The 20,010-nt window shown below is 69.1% G+C and carries 18 protein-coding genes; 11 read left to right on the top strand and 7 right to left on the bottom strand.

Annotation, left to right across the window (positions count from 1 at the left end; all coding sequences use genetic code 11):
* The first annotated feature begins 13 nt into the window (after positions 1 to 13).
* The 11 genes from kdpB to ACN22W_RS12790 all read left to right on the top strand — a co-directional run bounded on the left by kdpB (position 14) and on the right by ACN22W_RS12790 (position 12,650).
* Positions 14 to 2,098, top strand: coding sequence for a potassium-transporting ATPase subunit KdpB (gene kdpB / locus ACN22W_RS12840; protein WP_419684683.1), 2,085 nt, complete (start codon positions 14 to 16; stop codon positions 2,096 to 2,098).
* 18 nt (positions 2,099 to 2,116) lie between these two features.
* Positions 2,117 to 2,698, top strand: a complete 582-nt coding sequence (gene kdpC / locus ACN22W_RS12835) for a potassium-transporting ATPase subunit KdpC (protein ID WP_419684681.1) — start codon at positions 2,117 to 2,119, stop codon at positions 2,696 to 2,698.
* Between the two features lie 146 nt (positions 2,699 to 2,844).
* Positions 2,845 to 5,688, top strand: coding sequence for a DUF4118 domain-containing protein (locus ACN22W_RS12830; RefSeq protein ID WP_419684679.1), 2,844 nt, complete (start codon positions 2,845 to 2,847; stop codon positions 5,686 to 5,688).
* Positions 5,681 to 6,379, top strand: a complete 699-nt coding sequence (gene kdpE, locus ACN22W_RS12825; protein WP_048249307.1) for a two-component system response regulator KdpE — start codon at positions 5,681 to 5,683, stop codon at positions 6,377 to 6,379. Before ACN22W_RS12830 ends, kdpE begins: the two co-directional genes overlap by 8 nt.
* Before the next feature lie 158 nt (positions 6,380 to 6,537).
* Positions 6,538 to 6,819: a DUF333 domain-containing protein gene (locus ACN22W_RS12820; protein ID WP_129512628.1), complete on the top strand. Its 282-nt coding sequence runs from the start codon at positions 6,538 to 6,540 to the stop codon at positions 6,817 to 6,819.
* 165 nt (positions 6,820 to 6,984) lie between these two features.
* The gene (gene sugE / locus ACN22W_RS12815) at positions 6,985 to 7,305 is read left to right on the top strand and encodes a quaternary ammonium compound efflux SMR transporter SugE (RefSeq protein ID WP_419684676.1); all 321 of its coding nucleotides are present in this window, start codon (positions 6,985 to 6,987) and stop codon (positions 7,303 to 7,305) included.
* A 211-nt stretch (positions 7,306 to 7,516) separates the two neighbouring features.
* A complete protein-coding gene (locus ACN22W_RS12810; protein WP_048249428.1) occupies positions 7,517 to 8,134 on the top strand; it encodes a DUF4126 domain-containing protein in 618 nt (205 codons plus the stop codon).
* Positions 8,135 to 8,184: 50 nt separating this feature from the next.
* Positions 8,185 to 10,746, top strand: a complete 2,562-nt coding sequence (locus ACN22W_RS12805; RefSeq protein ID WP_419684674.1) for an ABC transporter permease — start codon at positions 8,185 to 8,187, stop codon at positions 10,744 to 10,746.
* 43 nt (positions 10,747 to 10,789) lie between these two features.
* Positions 10,790 to 11,200 (top strand): group II truncated hemoglobin, encoded by a 411-nt coding sequence (locus ACN22W_RS12800; RefSeq protein WP_129512627.1) that lies wholly within the window; start codon positions 10,790 to 10,792, stop codon positions 11,198 to 11,200.
* Positions 11,201 to 11,304: 104 nt separating this feature from the next.
* A complete protein-coding gene (locus ACN22W_RS12795; protein ID WP_419684671.1) occupies positions 11,305 to 12,036 on the top strand; it encodes an alanyl-tRNA editing protein in 732 nt (243 codons plus the stop codon).
* Positions 12,033 to 12,650 (top strand): DUF924 family protein, encoded by a 618-nt coding sequence (locus tag ACN22W_RS12790; protein ID WP_419684669.1) that lies wholly within the window; start codon positions 12,033 to 12,035, stop codon positions 12,648 to 12,650. The genes ACN22W_RS12795 and ACN22W_RS12790 overlap by 4 nt, the downstream gene beginning before the upstream one ends.
* Before the next feature lie 171 nt (positions 12,651 to 12,821).
* Here ACN22W_RS12790 and ACN22W_RS12785 read toward each other — a convergent pair whose 3' ends face one another.
* The 7 genes from ACN22W_RS12785 to ACN22W_RS12755 form a co-directional block, all read right to left on the bottom strand.
* Positions 12,822 to 14,714, bottom strand: a complete 1,893-nt coding sequence (locus ACN22W_RS12785) for an ArnT family glycosyltransferase (RefSeq protein ID WP_419684667.1) — start codon at positions 14,712 to 14,714, stop codon at positions 12,822 to 12,824.
* A gap of 229 nt (positions 14,715 to 14,943) precedes the next feature.
* Positions 14,944 to 15,705: an SDR family oxidoreductase gene (locus ACN22W_RS12780; protein WP_419684665.1), complete on the bottom strand. Its 762-nt coding sequence runs from the start codon at positions 15,703 to 15,705 to the stop codon at positions 14,944 to 14,946.
* Between the two features lie 22 nt (positions 15,706 to 15,727).
* Entirely contained in the window at positions 15,728 to 16,309 is a 582-nt protein-coding gene (locus ACN22W_RS12775; RefSeq protein ID WP_419684663.1) for a TIGR00730 family Rossman fold protein, read from the bottom strand.
* Entirely contained in the window at positions 16,306 to 17,064 is a 759-nt protein-coding gene (locus tag ACN22W_RS12770; protein ID WP_048249327.1) for a TetR/AcrR family transcriptional regulator, read from the bottom strand. Before ACN22W_RS12770 ends, ACN22W_RS12775 begins: the two co-directional genes overlap by 4 nt.
* Before the next feature lie 206 nt (positions 17,065 to 17,270).
* The gene (locus ACN22W_RS12765) at positions 17,271 to 17,807 is read right to left on the bottom strand and encodes a diacylglycerol kinase (RefSeq protein WP_193098769.1); all 537 of its coding nucleotides are present in this window, start codon (positions 17,805 to 17,807) and stop codon (positions 17,271 to 17,273) included.
* Positions 17,804 to 18,838 (bottom strand): glycosyltransferase family 4 protein, encoded by a 1,035-nt coding sequence (locus tag ACN22W_RS12760; protein ID WP_129512621.1) that lies wholly within the window; start codon positions 18,836 to 18,838, stop codon positions 17,804 to 17,806. Before ACN22W_RS12760 ends, ACN22W_RS12765 begins: the two co-directional genes overlap by 4 nt.
* Positions 18,839 to 18,867: 29 nt before the next feature.
* Positions 18,868 to 19,806: a UDP-2,3-diacylglucosamine diphosphatase gene (locus ACN22W_RS12755; RefSeq protein WP_048249332.1), complete on the bottom strand. Its 939-nt coding sequence runs from the start codon at positions 19,804 to 19,806 to the stop codon at positions 18,868 to 18,870.
* Positions 19,807 to 20,010: the final 204 nt, after the last annotated feature.

Genomic DNA, 20,010 nt, shown 5'->3' with positions numbered 1-20,010 from the left:
TGAAGAGATCGCAATGACTCAACATTCCGCAACACGGTCCATGTTCGATCCGGCGCTGCTGCGCCCGGCGATCGTGGACTCGTTCAAGAAACTCACGCCGCGCACGCAGTTCCGCAATCCGGTGATGTTCTGCGTGTACGTCGGCAGCATCCTCACCACGATCCTGTGGATCGCGGCGCTCTCCGGCCAGGCCGAGGCGCCGTCGGGCTTCATCCTCGCGATCGCGCTGTGGCTGTGGTTCACGGTGCTGTTCGCGAACTTCGCCGAGGCGCTCGCCGAAGGGCGCTCGAAGGCGCAGGCCGCATCGCTGCGCAGCGCGAAGAAAGACGTGATGGCGAAGAAGCTCAACGAGCCGCATCCGAAGTCGCCGATCCGCATCACGACCGCGACCGAGCTGCGCAAGGGCGACGTCGTGCTCGTCGAAGCGGGCGACGTGATCCCGGCCGACGGCGAGGTCGTCGACGGCGTCGCATCGGTCGACGAATCGGCGATCACCGGCGAATCCGCGCCGGTGATCCGCGAATCGGGCGGCGACTTCTCGTCGGTGACGGGCGGCACGCGCGTGCTGTCCGACTGGATCGTCGTCAAGGTCACCGCGAACCCCGGCGAGGCGTTCCTCGACCGGATGATCGCGATGGTCGAAGGCGCGAAGCGCAAGAAGACGCCGAACGAGATCGCGCTGACGATCCTGCTCGTCGCGCTGACCATCGTGATGCTGCTCGCGACCGCGACGCTGCTGCCGTTCTCGATGTTCTCGGTCGAAGCGATGAAGGCCGGCCATGTGGTGACGATCACCGCGCTCGTCGCGCTGCTCGTATGCCTGATCCCGACGACGATCGGCGGCTTGCTGTCCGCGATCGGCGTGGCCGGGATGAGCCGGATGATGCAGGCGAACGTGATCGCGACGTCGGGCCGCGCGGTGGAAGCGGCCGGCGACGTCGACGTGCTGCTGCTCGACAAGACCGGCACGATCACGCTCGGCAACCGCCAGGCATCGATGTTCGTGCCCGCGCCGGGCGTGACCGAGGAAGCGCTGGCCGACGCCGCGCAGCTGTCGTCGCTCGCCGACGAAACGCCGGAAGGCCGCAGCATCGTGGTGCTCGCGAAGGAGCGCTTCAACATTCGCCAGCGCGACATGGCCCAGCTTCATGCGACGTTCATCGGCTTCTCCGCACAGACGCGGATGAGCGGCGTCGACCTCCCGGGCCGTGAAATCCGCAAGGGCGCGGCCGATGCGATCCGCCGCTACGTCGAGACGCACGGCAGCCGCTTCCCGGAAGAAGTGCGCCGCGCGGTCGACGAGGTCGCGCGCCGCGGCAGCACGCCGCTCGTCGTGGCCGACCTGCATGAAGGGGCGGCGCGCGTGCTCGGCGTGATCGAGCTGAAGGACATCGTGAAGGGCGGCATCAAGGAGCGCTTCGCGGAACTGCGCAAGATGGGCATCAAGACCGTGATGGTGACGGGCGACAACCGGCTGACGGCGGCGGCGATCGCGGCGGAAGCGGGCGTCGACGATTTCCTCGCGGAAGCGACGCCGGAAACCAAGCTCGCGACGATCCGCGAACACCAGGCGGCCGGCCGGCTCGTCGCGATGACGGGCGACGGCACCAACGACGCACCGGCGCTCGCACAGGCCGACGTCGCGGTGGCGATGAACACGGGCACGCAGGCCGCGAAGGAAGCGGGCAACATGGTCGATCTCGACTCGAACCCGACGAAGCTGATCGAGATCGTCGAGATCGGCAAGCAGATGCTGATGACGCGCGGCTCGCTGACGACGTTCTCGATCGCGAACGACATCGCGAAGTATTTCGCGATCATCCCGGCCGCGTTCGTGACCACGTACCCGCAACTGCGCGTGCTCGACATCATGCACCTGACGTCGCCGGCGTCCGCGATCCTGTCGGCGGTGATCTTCAACGCGCTGATCATCGTCGCGCTGATCCCGCTCGCGCTGAAGGGCGTGACCTACCGGCCGCTCGGCGCCGCGTCGCTGCTGCGCCGCAACCTGCTGGTCTACGGCCTCGGCGGCGTGCTGCTGCCGTTCCCGTTCATCAAGCTGATCGACATGACGCTCGCCGCACTCGGCTGGGCCTGAGGTCTTGAAGGAAACATCATGAAAACGTTGATTCGTCCGCTCGTCGTGATCTTTGTCGTAATGGCCGCCGTGACGGGGCTCGCCTACCCGGCCGTGATGACCGTGTTCGGCCAGGCCGTGTTCCCGTCGCAGGCGAACGGCAGCCTGATCGAGAAGGATGGCAAGGCGGTCGGCTCCGCGCTGATCGGCCAGCAGTTCGACGCGCCGAAGTACTTCTGGGGCCGGCTGTCGGCCACGTCGCCGATGCCGTACAACGCGACCGGCTCCGGCGGTTCGAACCTCGGCCCGCTGAACCCGTCGCTCGCCGACCAGGTGAAGGGGCGCATCGCCGCGCTGCGCGACTCGGGCACCGACATGTCGAAGCCGGTGCCGGTCGACCTCGTGACGGCGTCGGCGAGCGGCCTCGATCCGGAGATCACGCCGGCCGCCGCCGCGTATCAGGTCGACCGGGTGGCGAAGGTGCGCAACCTGACGCCCGATGCGGTCGCGCAGATCGTCGCCGCGAACACGACGGGCCGCCAGTTCGGCGTGCTCGGCGAGCCGCGCGTGAACGTGCTGAAGCTGAACCTCGCGCTCGACGCGGCGCAGGCCGCGCACTGATCGCACACTGATCGGCGTCCGGCGCGGTCCGACCCGCGCCGGACGCGTATTTTCCGACGGCGCATGCGCCGTCTTTGCCTTTTGTGGCGATTTGGAACAACAATGCTCGTACTCGCGCGCATCCGGGCGCTCCGCCTTCCTGACGCATGAACCGTCCCGACCCAGACCAACTCCTCGACAAGCTGCAGCGAGACGAAGAAAAGCAGCGGCGCGGCCAGCTCAAGATCTTCTTCGGCGCATCGGCCGGCGTCGGCAAGACCTACGCGATGCTGCAGGTCGCGCGCCAGCGCCTGCAGGAAGGCGTCGACGTCGTCGTCGGCATCGTCGAGACCCACGGCCGCAGCGAAACCGCCGCGCTGCTCGACGGCCTCGACGTGCTGCCGCTCGCGCGCATCGACTATCGTGGCCGCACGCTCGCCGAATTCGATCTCGACGGTGCGCTCGCCCGCCAGCCGCAACTGATCCTCGTCGACGAACTCGCGCACTCGAATGTGCAGGGCGCACGGCACCTGAAGCGCTGGCAGGACGTCTACGAACTGCTCGACGCGGGCATCGACGTCTATACGACCGTCAATGTCCAGCATCTCGAAAGCCTCAACGACGTGGTTGGCGCGATCACCGGCATCCGCGTGTGGGAGACCGTGCCGGACCGCGTGTTCGACGCGGCCGACGAGGTCACGCTCGTCGACCTGCCGGCCGAGGAACTGCTCGAGCGGATGCGCGACGGCAAGGTCTATCTCGCGCAGCAGGCCGAGCGCGCGGTGCGCAACTTCTTCCGCAAGGGCAACCTGATCGCGCTGCGCGAGCTGGCGCTGCGGCGCACGGCCGATCGGGTCGACGCGCAGATGCGCGAATACCGCGCCGACCGTTCGATCCAGCGCATCTGGCAGGCGCGCGAGCGGCTGCTCGTGTGCGTCGGGCCCGGCGCCGAAGCGCCGACGCTCGTGCGTGCGGCCGCGCGGCTCGCCGCGAGCCTGAAGGCCGACTGGATCGCCGTGTATGTCGAAACGCCGCGCCTGCAGCGGCTGCCCGATGCGCAGCGGCAGCGCACGCTCGACGCGCTGAAGCTCGCGGCCGAGCTGGGTGCGGAGACGGCGACGCTCGCCGGTACCGACGCGGTCGCCGCGCTGATCGGTTATGCGAAAGTGCGCAACGTGTCGAAGATCGTCGCGGGCGGCTCGCCGAAGGTCGGGCTGATGCGCCGCTTCGCGCGGCCGTTCGGCGAGAAGCTGGCCGAGCGCGCGGGCGACGTCGATCTGATGCTGATCCGCGCGTCCGCGAGCGACGAGGCGCGCGCCGCGCCGCTCGACCCGCGTGCGCGTGACTGGCGCGACGCGTTCGCGCAGTTCGGCACGCATCGTTCGCCGCCGCGGCACTACGCGTACGCGGCCGCGATCTGCGCGGCGATCACGGTCGTCGCGAGCCTCGTGTCCGAGCGGCTCGACCTCACGAACCTCGTGATGCTGTACCTGCTCGGCGTCGTGTTCTCGGCCGTGCGGCTCGGGCGCGGCCCGGGCGTGCTGCAGTCGTTCCTGTCGGTGGCCGCGTTCGATTTCTTCTTCGTGCCGCCGCGCATGTCGTTCTCGGTCAGCGACACGCAATACCTGCTGACCTTCTTCGGCATGCTGCTGACGTCGCTCGTGATCAGCCACCTGACGTCGACGCTGACGCGCCAGGCGAGCGTCGCGCAGCGCCGCGAGCGCCGCACCGGCGCGATCTATGCGATGGCGCGCGAGCTGGGCGCGGCGCTGACGACCGAGCAGATCGTCGAGATCGGCAGCCGCCACGTGGGCGAGGTGTTCCGCGCGCGCGTCGCGTTCCTGCTGCCGGACAGCGCGGACAAGGTGCGCCAGAAGATCGAGGAGCCCGATGCGGCCGTCACGCTGACGGGCGCCGATCTCGACAGCGACGTCGGCCAGTGGGTGTACGACCAGCAGAAGCCGGCCGGCCGCGGCACCGATACGCTGCCCGCGACGGTCGCGCTGTACCTGCCGCTGAAGGCGCCGATGCGCACGCGCGGCGTGCTCGCGGTCGCGTCGCGCGAGCCGCGCGAACTCGAGGTGCCCGAGCAGCAGCGGATGCTCGACGCATTCGCCGCGCAGATCGCGCTCGCGCTCGAACGTGTGCACTACGTCGAAATCGCGCGCGACGCGCTCGTCAACATGGAGTCCGAGCGGCTGCGCAACTCGCTGCTGTCGGCGATTTCTCACGACCTGCGCACGCCGCTCACGACGATCGTCGGCTTCTCGTCGATGCTCGCGAACGGGCGCGCGGCCGCGCAGAGCGGCGACGTTGCGGCGGCCGAACGGTTCGCGCAGCGCGAGGGCGAGCTCGTCGACGCGATTCACGACGAGGCGCTGCGCATGACGGGCATCGTCACGAACCTGCTCGACATGGCGCGGCTGCAGGCCGGCAGCTTGCAGCTGAAGCGCCAGTGGTCGCTGCTCGAGGAAGCCGTCGGCGCGGCGCTCGCCGCGTGCAAGCGTGTGCTCGCGCGCCATCCCGCCCGTGTCACGCTGCCGGCCGACCTGCCGTTGCTGCAGATGGACGCGGTGCTGATGGAGCGCCTGTTCACCAACCTGTTCGAGAACGCGGCGAAGTACACGCCGCCCGACACGCCGCTCGACATCGGCGCGGAGCGCATGACCGACGACGGGCTGCCATTCGTGCGCGTGCACGTCGACGATCACGGCCCGGGCCTGCCGGCCGGCATGGAAACGCGAATCTTCGACAAGTTCACGCGCGGCGAGAAGGAATCGGCGACGCCGGGCATCGGGCTCGGCCTCGCGATCTGCCGCGCGATCGTCGAGGCGCACGGCGGTAAAATCGGCGCGCTCAACCGCATCGCGCCCGACGGCCACGTGACGGGCGCGCGTTTCTGGTTCACGCTGCCGGTCGAGACGCCGCCGGCCGCACCCGCCGTACCCGACGACGAAGCCGACGTGCCGGGCGCATCGTCCCCATCCGAGCCATTGCCAGACCATGAGTGAACCCAGCCTGACCGTCGTCCTGATCGAGGACGAAAAGCAGATCCGCCGTTTCGTGCGCGCCGCGCTCGAAGAGGAGGACATCGCCGTGTTCGAGGCCGAGACGGGCAAACAGGGGCTGATCGACGCGGCGACGCGCAAGCCCGATCTCGTGATCGTCGACCTCGGCCTGCCCGATACCGACGGCCTCGACGTGATCCGCGAGTTGCGCGGCTGGTCCGAGGTGCCGGTGATCGTGCTGTCCGCGCGAACCCAGGAAGAAGAGAAGGTCGCCGCGCTCGACGCGGGCGCCGACGACTACCTGACCAAGCCGTTCGGTGTGTCCGAACTGCGCGCGCGGATCCGCGCACAACTGCGCCGGCGCAACCAGGGCGGCGCGAACGAGTCGCCGAAGGTGAGCTTCGGCACCGTGATCGTGGATCTCGCGCTGCGCCAGGTGTGGCGCGACAACGAGATCGTGCACCTGACGCCGCTCGAATACCGGCTGCTCGCGACGCTCGTGCGGCACGCAGGGCGCGTGCTCACGCACCGCCAGTTGCTGCGCGACGTGTGGGGACCGTCGCACGTCGAAAGCCATCACTACCTGCGCATCTACATGGCGCACCTGCGCCAGAAGCTCGAGCGCGACCCGGCGCAGCCCGAGTACATCGTCACCGAGACGGGCGTCGGCTACCGGCTCGTCGGCGCCGCGTGACGGGCAACGCCCGGCGCCGGCAGCGCATGCGGGCGTGACGCCGCGGGCCGGCGGGGTTGCGGCGACGCGACAGTCTCGCGACCGACGCCCGCCGTGCACACCGGCCGCGGATTCCCCGTTATGCTGACCGCTCAGCGAACAAAAACAAGGAGCGTGCAATGTCCGTCCGTCTGACCGTCATCTGTGCGCTGGCGCTTGCTGCGCCCGGCGCGTTCGCCCAACCGCTGCCGCCGGGGCAACAGCCGCCCGGTCAGGCGGCACTGGCCAATCCCGCGTCGGTCAACTGCGAGAAACTCGGCGGTCGCCACGTGATCCGCAGCCTGCCGCGCGGGCAAGTCGGGATGTGCATGTTCAAGGATGGTCGCGTGTGCGAGGAGTGGACGCTGTACCGCGACGACCGCTGCGTCGGCGGCGCCGCGCCGAAGCGCGTGTCGAACTGACGTCGTTTTGAGCGGGCCCGGCCGATCCTGCCCCGGATCGGCCGCCGGCCGTGCGCCGCGCCCGGCGTGTCCGTAAGCATCTTGTTATACTCGGCGCCGCCCGGGGACGACCCCGGGTCATTCGCTTCAACGGGGACGGCCCCATCCGATACGGAGTACGTCGAGATGGCGTGGGTATTGTTGTTGATTGCCGGTTTGCTGGAAGTGGCCTGGGCGGCCGGCATGAAATCGTCGGACGGCTTCACGAAGCTCGGTCCGTCGGTGTTTACGATCGTCACCGCGCTGGCCAGCTTCGGGCTGCTCGCGGTCGCGATGCGCCAGTTGCCGCTCGGCACCGCGTACGCGGTGTGGACGGGCATCGGCGCGGTCGGCGCATTCGTGTTCGGCATCGTGATGATGGGCGAGGCGCTGACCGCCGCACGCGTCGCGAGCGCCGCGCTGATCGTCGCGGGGCTGGTCGGCCTCAAGCTGTCGTCCGCCGCCTGATGCCGGCCCCCGGGCGCGCGAGCACCCGGGGGCCGCGCTGCGGAATTGCGCCGGTCGTCCGGATAGCCTGTCTATAATGGAACGCATTCGGGCCTGAATGCCGATGCGCCGTTCGCGGCACGCGGTGCCGGTCGCCACGCGCCGCGCGGCCGGTCAGACCGACCCGATCCGATCAATCGGCAAATCGCACGGAAAGTGCAAGGAGAGGGCCATGATCGAAGCCATTTCGCTCGGCGCGGGGCTCGCGTGGGCGAGCGGGCTGCGCCTGTACCTGACGGTGCTGATCGCCGGCGTGCTGGCGCGGGTCGGCTGGCTCCATCTGCCCGACACGCTTGCCGTCCTGATGTCGCCGTGGGTCATCGGCGCCGCGGCCGTGCTTGCCCTCACCGAATTCCTTGCCGACAAGATCCCCGCGTTCGACTCGCTGTGGGATGCCGTGCACACCTTCATCCGCATCCCGGCCGGTGCCGTGCTCGCGGCCGGCGCGCTCGGCCATGCCGATCCGACCGTGCTGGCGGTCGCGGGGCTCGCCGGCGGCTCGCTTGCCGGTGCCGCGCACGTGGCGAAGGCCGGTACGCGCGCGCTGATCAACCTGTCTCCCGAACCGATTTCGAACTGGGTCGCGTCGTCGACCGAGGACGGCCTCGTGGTCGGCGGGCTGGTGCTCGCGTTCTTCGTTCCGCTCGCGTTCCTCGTGCTGCTCGCCGCTTTCATCGCCGCTTCGGCGTGGGCGCTGCCGCGCCTGTGGCGCGGTGTGTCGGGCGGTTTTCGCGGGATGGCGAACCACATGGTGTCGCGGCTCAACTCGATCGGGGGGAAGCGCGATTGAAGGGGCCGCAACACGCGGCACAGCCGCCGGCCGGGCACCCCGGCCCTGACATGCACGCGCATGCCGGCCGCTTCGGCCTGCGCGACCTGGTCCGCCAGGCCGCGCGGATGACCACGCGCGACTGGCGCGCGGGCGAGCTGACCTTGCTCGTACTCGCGCTGGTGCTCGCGGTCGCGGCGCTGACGAGCGTGGGCTTTCTTGCCGACCGGCTGCGGCAGGGGCTCGAGCGCGACGCGCGCCAGATGCTCGGCGCCGATTTTGTCGTGCGCGCCGATCGTCCCGTCGATCCGTCGTTCGACCGGCAGGCCCGCGCGCTCGGCCTGCAGACCGCAACGACCGCGATCTTCCCGAGCATGATCGCGTCCGCCGCGGGCGGGCAGGCGACCGACGCGGCGCCCTCGCGCCTCGCTGCCGTGAAGGCCGTGTCGCCCGGGTATCCGCTGCGCGGCGCGGTCGATATCCTGCCGGCCGGCGCCACCGTCGCGCACAAGGCGGCCGCGATTCCGGCGCCCGGCACCGTCTGGGCCGATCCCGCGCTGCTCGACGCGCTGCACCTGAAGGCGGGCGATACGGTGCGCGTCGGGCTGCGCACGTTTACGGTCGCGGCGTCGATTTCCCGCGAACTCGATCGCGGTTTTTCGTTCGTCAATTTCTCGCCGCGGCTGATGATGCGCGCGGATGAACTCGCCGCGACGGGGCTCACCGGCTACGGCAGCCGCGTCACGTACCGGTTGCTGGTCGCGGGCGACGCGCAGGCCGTTACGCGCTTCGAAACGTATGCGCATGCGCGCGTCGACGGCGGGAAGCTGCGCGGCGTCGGGCTCGAGTCGTTGCAGGAAGGCCAGCCGCAGGTGCGGCAGACGCTCGATCGCGCGCGCCATTTCCTGACGCTCGTCGCGCTGCTGACCGCGCTGCTCGCGGCGGTCGCGATCGCGATGGCCGCGCAGCGCTACATGCGGCGCCATCTCGATGGCTGCGCGACGATGCGCTGCCTCGGCGTGAGCCGCCGCACGCTCGGCGCGCTGTTCGCGCTCGAATTCGTCGGCATCGGGGTCGTGGCGGGCGCCGCGGGCGCGGCGCTCGGCTACGGCGGCCACTGGGCGTTGCTGGCCGCGCTCGGCGGGCTGATCGACGTCGTGCTGCCGCCGCCCACGCTGTGGCCGGCGCTCATCGGCGTGGCCGCCGCACTCGTGCTGCTGCTCGGCTTCGCGCTGCCGCCGCTCGTGCCGCTCACGCGCGTGCCGCCGGTACGCGTGCTGCGGCGTGAGTGGGGTGATGCGTCGCGCACCGCGTGGGCCGCGTATGCGATCGGCGTCGTGCTGTTCGCGGGGCTGCTGATCGTCGCGGCCGGCAACCTGAAGCTCGGCCTGATCGTCGCGGGCGGCTTCGCCGGTGCGCTGGTCGGCTTCGCGCTGATCGCGCGGCTCGTGCTGTTCGCGGCCGCGCGCGCGGTGCGCAATGCGCGCGTGGCCGCGGGCGTCGGCTGGCGCTACGCGCTCGCGTCGCTGCACCGGCGCGGCACGTCCAGCGCGCTGCAGATCACCGCGCTGGCGCTTGGCCTGATGTGCCTGCTGCTGATCGCGATCACGCGCAACGACCTCGTCGCGGGCTGGCGGCAGTCGACACCGCCCGATGCGCCCAACCAGTTCCTGATCGACATCCAGCCCGACCAGCGCAACGACGTCGCGGCCTATCTGACCGCGCACGGCGTGCGCGACGCGGTGCCCGCGCCGATGGTGCGCGGCCGTCTCATCGCGATCAACGGCAAGCCGGTGAATCCGGACGCCTACCCGTCCGACGAGGCACGCAGGCTCGTCGACCGCGAGTTCAACCTGTCGTACACGACCGAGCTGCCGTCCGACAACCGGATCGTCGAAGGCGACTGGTTCGGCACCGCCGCCACGCCGCAGATCTCGATCGAGGCCGGCCTGGCGAAGACGCTGAACGTGAAGCCGGGCGACGTGCTGCGCTTCGACGTGACGGGGCTGACGGTCGACGCGCCGATCACGAGCGTGCGCAAGCTCGACTGGGGCACGTTCCGCGTCAACTTCTTCGTGCTGATGCCGCCGGCGGCGCTGAAGGATTTCCCGGCCGTCTACCTCACGAGCTTCCATCTGCCGGCATCGGATGCCGCGCTGCTCGATCCGCTGATCGCGCGCTACCCGAACCTGACCGCGATCGACGTCGCGCCGATCCTCGCGCAGTTGCAGCGGATGATGCTGCAGGTAGTCGGCGCGGTGCAGTTCCTGTTTCTGTTCACGCTCGCAGCCGGCGTGCTCGTGCTGTACACGGCGCTCGCCGGTTCGCGCGACGAGCGGGTGCGCGAGGCCGCGCTGCTGCGCGCGCTCGGCGCGTCGCGCGCGCAGGTCAACGCGGTGCAGCGCGCGGAATTCGTCGTGGTCGGCGCACTGGCCGGCGTGCTGGCGTCGGCGGGCGCGATCGCGGTCGGCTGGGTGCTGGCGTCGCGCGTATTCGACTTCCAGCTGGCCGTCGATCCGTGGCTCGTGCCGGCCGGCATCGTGGCCGGCGTCGCATGCGCCGGTGCGGCCGGCTGGCTGAGCCTGCATAATGTGTTGCGGCGCCCCGCGCTGCAGTCGCTGCGCGACGCATGAGCGTCGCCGGCGGCCCCGAAGATCCCGTTTTCCGACTATCCGTATGACCGATGTGAATGACGATGCGCCGTCGCAACCGACGGCGTTCGAACTCGTGGGCGGCGAAGCCCGCGTGCGCGAAATGGTGGACCGCTTCTACGACCTGATGGACCTCGAGCCCGAGTTCGCGCAGATTCGCGCGGTGCACCCGGCGTCGCTCGACGGTTCGCGCGACAAGCTGTTCTGGTTCCTGTGCGGCTGGCTCGGCGGCCCCGACCACTACATCAGCCGGTTCGGCCATCCGCGGCTGCGCGCGCGGCACTTGCCGTTCCCGATCGCGTCGGTCGAGCGCGACCAGTGGCTGCGCTGCATGGCGTGGGCAATGGAGGATATCGGGCTGCCCGAGCCGTTGCGCGAGCGGCTCATGCATTCGTTTTACGAAACGGCCGACTGGATGCGCAACCGGCCCGGTTGATCGACCGGTACGCCGCTGCCCGCGCGCGGGACGATCTGCGTCTGGGCGCGCATGCCGCGCGGCGCGACACTGATCGTTTCCCCCATCGATACGAGGCTCGCCCGATGACGACACAAGCGCTGTTTCGCGAAGACGCGTACCTCACGCAATGCGATGCGATCGTTCAGGCCGTCGGCGACGACGGCATCCGGCTCGACCGCACCGTGTTCTATCCGCTCGGCGGCGGCCAGGCCGGCGACACCGGCACGCTGACGCTGCCCGACGGCAGCACGATCGAAATCGCCGATACGCGCAAGGCAAAGTTCGACGGCGCGACGCCCGACGACGCGGTGCACGTGCCGGCGCCGGGGCAGGAGGCGCGCGTCGCCGCGCTCGAGCCCGGCACGCGCGTGGTCGCGACGATCGACTGGCTGCGCCGCTACCGGCACATGCGCCTGCATACGGCCGCGCACCTGATGTGCGCGGTGCTGCCGTACGCGGTCGACGGCTGCAGCGTGACGGCCGACTACGTGCGGCTCGATTTCGCGACGTCCGAAGCGATCGACCGCGACGACGTCGAGCAGCGCCTTGCCGGCCTGGTCGTCGGCGCACATCCGGTCACGACCGAATGGATCACCGATGACGAGATGGCCGAGCGGCCCGAACTCGTGCGCACGATGAGCGTGAAGCCACCGATGGGCCTCGGCCGCGTGCGGCTGCTGCGCATCGAGAATGTCGACCTGCAGCCGTGCGGCGGCACGCACGTGCGCAACACGTCGGAAATCGGCGGGCTGCGGGTCGCGAAACTTGAAAAGAAGAGCGCGCGGACCCGGCGCCTCGTACTGGAGTTTGCATGACGATCGACACCGGCACGGCGGGTGCGGCGCCGCTGGATCCGCAAGCGGCGGAAATTCTGGATTTCTGGTTCGGCGAACCGGGTTCGGCCGAGTTCGGGCAGGAACGCAAGATCTGGTTCAACGGCGGCGCGGCGTTCGACGACGTGCTGCGCACGCGCTACGGCGCGTTGCTCGACGCCGCGTGCGATGGCGCACGTGATCACTGGGCCGACTCGTCGTCGGGAGCACTGGCGCTGATCGTCGTGCTCGACCAGTTCTCGCGCAACATCCATCGCGGCACGCCGCGTGCGTTTGCCGCCGATCCGAGGGCGCTCGCGCTCGCGCGCCGCGTCGTCGCGGCCGGGTGGGACGCGCAGTTGCCGAGCGGACATCACCGCGCATTCGCGTATCTGCCGTTCGAGCACGACGAGTCGGTCGAGAGCCAGCGCGAGGCCGTGCGCCTGTGCGCGGGCATTCGCGATGAAGCAGGGTGCGAGGGTTATCACCGCTTCGCATTGCGGCATGCGGCCGTCGTCGAGCGCTTCGGCCGCTTCCCGCACCGGAACGCGATTCTCGGCCGTGCGTCGACCGATGAGGAGACGGCCTTCCTGCGCGAACCGGGTTCGTCGTTTTGAGCGGTCGGGCGGTTGCCCGATGAGGAGAAGCGGCGCGCCCGCGGAGTCGTGCGGGCGCCGTGGCGGTCATTGGAAGAAGCGAGACGGTCGGCGCGCACTGCGCTCAGGCGGCCGTTCCCGACCGCTGCCGCATATCAAGCCAGGCACGACGGCGCGATGCGCCGTCCTGCGTCACTGCAAATGCTGTTCTGGCGTGCGCACGTAGACGCGCAGCAGTTCCTCGTTATCGCCCGGGCGGGCGCCGGTCCAGAACAGTTTCCATTCGCTGCCGGGCGCCGGATCGACGGCCCGCACGCCCTGGACGATCATCCAGGTACAGCGCGTCGTCCGCGCGTCGTCGATCGGCGTGTGCTGGATGCCGGAGAAGTAGTACAGCATCGGCGCTTCCGATTCGCCGAGCCCGTGCAGGCTCGCCATGCAGTCGCCGTCGTTCCATTCGAGTGCGAGATGCGCGTTCAGGTCGTCGAACACCGAGCGGTAGCTCTTCGCGATATCGAGCCACGGCAGCAGCAGTGTATAGACGAGCCCCCATGCGACGAGTGCGCCGGCGCCCCACGACAGCGCACCGCGCCAGCGGCCCGTCGTGCGCAGCTTCGGCAGCAGCGTCAGCCAGCCGATCGTCAGCGCGAGCGCGCCGATCACGAGCGCAGGCTCGATCGGCATCGTCCAATTGAGCGGCAGCCAGCGGCCGAGCGGCGCGAGATCCGCGCGCGACGCGGCCGGGTCGGCCATCACCGCCCAGATCGCCCATGCGAGCGCGGCGGTGGTGCCGAACAGGATGCGGCTCAGGTAATCCCATGCGAGATGCAGCTGGCGCGGCAGGCGTTCGATCGCCTGCGCGGCGACCAGCGCGAGCGGCGCGAAGAACGGCAGGATGTAGAGCTGGCGCGACGTCGCGGACACTTGCAGCACCACGAGCCCGATGCCGACGAACAGCACGGGCAGCGCGATGCGCGGCGTGCGCCAGTCGCGCCATGCACCGCGCGCGAGTGCGACGATCGCGAGCGGCGCGACCGGGAAGCCGACGAGCAGGAACGCGCGCAGGATGAAGAACGGCTTGTCGTTTTCCGCGCCCAGTTGCGGGACGGAGAAGCCGAAGAAGCGGCCGACGTTGTTTTCCCAGAACCACGTCATGAACAGCGTTTCGGAGCGCAGGAACAGCGCGGTCGGCCAGATCAGCGCAAACGGCGCGAATACGAGCGCGGCGATGCCGAGCGAGCGCGCGAACGCGCGGGTGCGGCAGGCCGGGTAGAGCACCAGCGTGCCCACGAGCGTGGCCGCGAACACGAGCGGCACGAACAGCCCCTTCGTCATCAGCGCAATGCCGACGCCCGCGCCGAAGATCGGCGCGGCCCAACGGCCCGACGGCCGGACCGGCAGTCCGTGCCGCATCTGCTGCGCGCGCGCGACGTGCTGCATCACGAGTTCGAGCAGCCCGCAGAAGCCCATCGCCGTGCCGGCGAACAGCGCGACGTCCGTCATCATGTCGTGCATGTGCTTGATGACGACGAGCGTGCCTGCGCTCAGCACGACGGGGCCGATCACGCGCAGGTCGAACCAGCTGTCCGCGCGGCTGGCCACGCGCGCGGCGCGCGCGATGAAGCCGAACGCGAGCGCCGCGAACAGCGCGCTCGCGAGCCGTGCCGCGTCGTGCAGCGGCATCACGCGCTGCAGCAGCCATGCGAGGCTGGTCGCCACCCAGGCGTAAAGCGGCGGCTTTTCCATGAACGGCAGGCCGGCATTGGTCGGCACGACGAAATCGCCGGTCTCGAGCATGTGCTGGATGATGCCGAACGTGTAGGTTTCGTCCTGTTTCCACGGATCGTGGCCGAGCACGCCCGGCAGCACATACGCGCAGACCAGTGCGGCGACGAGCAGCCAGGCCCGCCAGCCGAGCAGCAGCGAGCGGCCGCGCGTGGCGCTGGTCGCGGCCGTCGCAGCCACGACGGGCGTGCCGGCGGCGTCCAGCGTCGCGGTGAGGTTGGCGTCGGCGGTCGAGCGGGTGTGCGGGGCCGGAGCGGGCACAGACGTGCGTCGCCGGCTGGGCGCTGCGGTTCCAGGCATGGAAAGGATCTCGGGTCGAGTCGAGCCGGTCCGGCGGCAGGGGCAGGACCGATAAGGGCCACATCAGGGGGCGGCGGACAGGCTTGTATGACACCTGTCTGAATGTCCGCTAGTAGAGCACGGATTTGTTACGGGTGTTTACTGAAACTGTCACAAAATTGTGGAGATTTGTGGTGTCGTGACGACAGATCGTTTCAGGCGGCGATTCTTATGCGCCGCGAATGCGGGTTTAGCGGCCGCCGCCGACGTCGAGCAGGGCGCCCGTCGTGTAAGACGCCGCGTCGCCCAGCAGCCAGACGATCGCTTCGGCGATCTCGTGCGCTTCGCCTGCGCGGCCGAGCGGCGTTTGCACGCCGAGGCGGGCCGCACGGCCCGGCTGGCCGCCGCTCGCGTGGATTTCAGTCTCGATCAGGCCGGGGCGCACAGCGTTGACACGCACGCCATGCGGGCCGAGTTCCTTCGCAAGACCGATCGTCAGCGAGTCGACCGCGCCTTTCGAGCCCGCGTAGTCGACGTATTCGTTCGGCGAGCCGAGCCGGGACGCGATCGACGACACGTTGACGATCGCGCCGCCGTGGCCGCCACGGTCGGTGGACAACCGGCGCGCGGCTTCGCGCGCACACAGGTACGCGCCGAGCACGTTGGTGTCGAACATCCGCCGCAGCCGGTCGGTCGGCATGTCGGCGAGCGGCATCGACGGCGCGACGATGCCCGCGTTGTTGACGAGCGCGTCGAGGCGTCCGAATGCAGCAGCGACGCCGTCGAACATCGCGACGACGTCGGCTTCGTTCGCGACGTCGCCCGCGACCACGCACGCACGGCCGCCCGCGTCGCGGACGGCCTGCGCGGTGAGTTCGGCCGCCGCCGCGTCGCGCGCGTAGTTGATGCCGACGTCCCAGCCGCGTTCGGCCGCGAGCACGGCGGTCGCGCGGCCGATGCCACGGCTCGCGCCGGTGATGAGGACGGCCTTGCGGTCGGACGATGCGGTCATCGCGTACGGTTTCCGGTGAGGGTTACTTTGCCGCGTCGGGCGCCCACTTGTCGCTGGCGGGCGGCTGGTAGCGACGCAGCTGCTCGATCAGTTCGACGGGCTTCGAATCGACGCACAGCGCGTCGAAATAGGCCGGCCGCATGAAACCCTCGTCGACCGTATGGCGCAGCAACGTGATCAGCGGATCGTAGAACGAATCGATGTTGTAGAGCGCGACGGGCTTGCGGTGATAACCGAGCTGCGCCCACGTGTAGACCTCGAAGAACTCCTCGAGCGTACCGGCGCCGCCGGGCATCGCGACGAACGCGTCGGCGAGGTCGGCCATCATTTTCTTGCGGTGGTGCATGTCGGGCACGACGTGCAGTTCCGACAGCCCCGTATGGCCGACTTCCTTGTCGACGAGCAGTTCGGGGATCACGCCGACCGCACGGCCGCCGGCCGCCATCACTTCGTCGGCGATCACGCCCATCAGGCCGACGCGGCCGCCGCCGTAGACGAGCGTGAGGCCCGCATCGACGAGCGCACGGCCGAACGCGCGCGCGGCGTCGGCATAGACGGGCCGCACGCCTGACGACGAGCCGCAATAAACGCACACAGCCTTCATTGCTTGGCGTCCTTCGCGGGGGCCTGCCCGACGGTGACCGGCCCGCCGGCGGGGCGCGGCGAACCGTCGCGCGGCGGCAGGTAGTCGGTGAACTGGCGCTTGGGCAGCTTGCCGGAGACCAGGTCGTCGAACAGCTGGCGCGAACGCCCGCGCAGGTACGGCGCCATCACGGAGATCACGTGCATGCTGACCTGGTGCAGTTCCTCGCGGATCGCGTCCTGGTCGTTGTACTTGCGCGGATGCATCACGTACTGATACGACAGCCAGTACGTCGAGATGACGGCCATGTTGGTTGCGATGACCTCGATCTCGGCGGGCGTCGCGACCATCTCCGCGTCGGACACGAGCAGCTCGCACATGTCGTGCGCGAAGCGCACCTTGTGGCTGATGATCTGCTTGAAGTGCGTCTCGAGCGTGCGGTTGCGGGCGAGCAGGTCGTTGAGGTCGCGATACAGGAACCGGTAGGTCCACATGAAATCGGCCATGTACTGCAGATACGACCAGGTTTCGTCGATCGTCGGACGATGATCTTCGGGGAAGCGCAGCCGCCGTTCGATCTGCTGCTCGAACTGCGCGAAGATGCTGTTGATGATGTCGTCCTTGTTGCGGAAATGGTAGTACAGGTTGCCTGGACTGATTTCCATTTCCTCGGCGATCGTCGTGGTCGTGACGTTCGGCTCGCCGATCTCGTTGAAGAGTTTCAACGACAACTCGAGAATCCGTTCGCGGGTGCGGCGGGGAGGTTTCGCTTCCATGTCGTCCGGCCCTGTGTGTGCCGGACTGGCGGGCGCTGCAATCGATGCTGCGTGATTCGTCCGGCGCGGGTTGCTGTTCTATGTCTAGCGGACGATTATAAACCGGGGTTTCGCCACATCGGGCGCATTTCGTGATCGCGGCCCCGCGCGGCGCATGGTGCAGCGCCGCACGCGGGCGGTGCCGAGGGCACCTGCCGGGCAGCCGTCTAGAAGCCGAGCCAGTGTGCGACGACCGGGCCGAGTACGAAGCCCCACGTCGTCACGCACGCGAACAGCGCGACCGTCACGGCCGCGCTGCCGAGGTCTTTCGCGCGCTTGGACAGTTCATGGCGTTCGAGCGAGATGCGGTCGATCGCGGCCTCGACGCTCGAGTTCAGCAACTCGACGATCAGCACCAGCAGCACCGAGGCGATCAGCAGCGCGCGCGACGCGGCCGGCACCGGCGCGAACGCGCCGATCGGGAGCATCAGCGCGGCGAGCGTGAGCTCCTGGCGAAACGCGCTTTCCTCGCGGATCGCGACACGAAAGCCGTTCAGCGAATGCTTGAGTGCGTACCAGGCGCGCGTGATGCCGCGGTGGCGCTTGTACGGGTTCGGCGGCAGCGGGGTCAGCTGATCGTCGGGGCCGAGCGGTTCGTGCGCGTGCACGTCCGCTTCGGCGTGCGGCTCGTCCTCGTCGAACGGGCGGTGCCGATGCTGCGGCGCGGCGGGGGGCGGGGTCTTGTCGTTCAGGTCTCGTTTCAAACGGCGGCACCTTCGGCTGGCGAGTACGCGGTCTTCGGCAGCGGCTTCAGATGCGACGCGAACTGCTCGGAGGCGGCGCGCCACGAGAAGCGTTCCGCCCACGCGCGCGCGGTCGTGCGTTCGATCTTCAGCGCTTCGAGGCAGGCTTCCTGCAGGTCCTCGTGCATCGAGCCCGCGTCGCCGCCGCTGAGCACGTCGATCGGGCCCGTGACGGGATACGCGGCAACCGGCGTGCCGCAGGCGAGCGCCTCGAGCAGCACGAGGCCGAACGTGTCGGTGCGACTCGGGAACACGAACACGTCGGCCGCAGCATACACCTTCGCGAGCTCGGCCTGTGACAGCACGCCGAGATAGTTCGCCTCCGGATAGCGCGACTTCAGCTCGGCGAGCGCGGGGCCTTCGCCCGCGACCCACTTCGAGCCGGGCAGGTCGAGGCGCAGGAACGCCTCGACGTTCTTCTCGATCGCGACGCGGCCCACGTACAGGAAGATCGGCCGCGCGGTGTTGAGCACCTTCGACTCCATCGGGCGGAACACGTCGAGATCGACGCCGCGAGTCCACAGCACGACGTTCGTGAAGCCGAATTTCTCGAGGTCGTCCTTGACGACCGGCGTCGGCGCCATCACCGCGAGCGACGGGCCGTGGAACCAGTGCAGGAAGCGGTAGGTCGCGGCCAGCGGGATGCCGAAGCGCGCCTGCACGTATTCCGGAAAGCGCGTGTGGTATGCGGTCGTGTACGGCAGCTTGCGCGAGCGCGCATAGCGTCGCGCCGCGAGGCCGAGCGGGCCTTCGGTCGCGATGTGCAGCGCGTCGGGCGCGAACGCGTCGATCCGCGCGCGCAGCTTGCGGTACGGCAGGATCGACAGGCGGATCTCGGGGTAGGTCGGGCAGGGCACCGTGCGGAATTCCAGCGGTGTCAGCAGTTCGACGCGATGGCCGAGCGCGGTGAGTTCGCGCGCCGTGCTCTTCAGCGTGCGCACGACGCCGTTGACCTGCGGTTCCCACGCATCGGTGACGATCATGATCTTCATCGCGGCATTGTCCTGTAAGTAGAGTTGTGTCAGGCAGTGGCCTTGGCCTTGCGCGACGAGGTCTCCGACGGTGCGGCGCGCATCACCGTCCAGTAGACGATCTTCAGTTCGCCTTCCATCGTTTCGACGAGCGCGGACAGGCTTTCGACCCAGTCGCCGTCGTTGCAGTACAGCACGCCGTCGATATCGCGGATCTCCGCCTTGTGGATGTGGCCGCACACGACGCCGTCGCAGCCGCGGCGGCGCGCCTCGTCGGTCATCACGGTTTCGAACTGCGAGATGAAATTTACCGCGTTCTTCACCTGGTGCTTCAGGTACTGCGACAGCGACCAGTACTGGAAGCCGAGCCGGCTGCGGATCCGGTTGAACCAGCGGTTCAGCACGAGGATCAGCGTGTAGAGCGTGTCGCCGAGGTACGCGAGCCATTTCGCGTGCTGGATCACGCCGTCGAACAGGTCGCCGTGCACGATCCACAAACGTTTGCCCGCGAGCGTCGTGTGGAACGCCTCGCCGCGCACCTGGATGTCGCCGAACGCGAGGTCGCAGAACTGCCGTGCGCCTTCGTCGTGGTTGCCGGGGATGTAGACGACCTGCGTGCCCTTGCGCGCCTTGCGCAGGATCTTCTGCACGACGTCGTTGTGCGCCTGCGGCCAGTACCAGCCCTTCTTCAACTGCCAGCCGTCGATGATGTCGCCGACGAGGTACAGGTATTCCGAATCGTTGTGGCGCAGGAAGTCGAGCAGGTACGGCGCCTGGCAGCCGCTCGAACCGAGGTGGATGTCGGACAGCCAGATGGTGCGATAGCGATGCGCGGACGAGTCGGGGTCGTCGTGCGGCGTGACGTGCTCGGCAGGTGGTTCTTGCGATGCCAGGTCATCGGCTGCGGCCGAGCCGGACAGGAAGGCGGTGACGGCGCGGGCGCCGATCGGGTGACGGAAGAGGGAGGTCGCGGACGATTTCTGGCCCATGCATGACTCGCGCCGGTTGACATTACCGGCATTCCGCCATGCGGGCGTGACTGTGCCGTGACAGTCACGAGACGTTCTTATTACGACCGTTGCAGGGTGTTTAGCAGTGAATGAAAGGGCGTTGTGTAACCTGCCGCACCGAACGGCCGGCGGTTGTCCGGCAGGTCGTCAGACCGGGTAGGAGAAGCCTGGGTGAACTGCTTT

The sequence above is a fragment of the Burkholderia theae genome (assembly GCF_048565265.1).
Taxonomy (GTDB): domain Bacteria; phylum Pseudomonadota; class Gammaproteobacteria; order Burkholderiales; family Burkholderiaceae; genus Burkholderia; species Burkholderia theae.
This window is presented reverse-complemented; position numbering and strand designations above follow the sequence as displayed.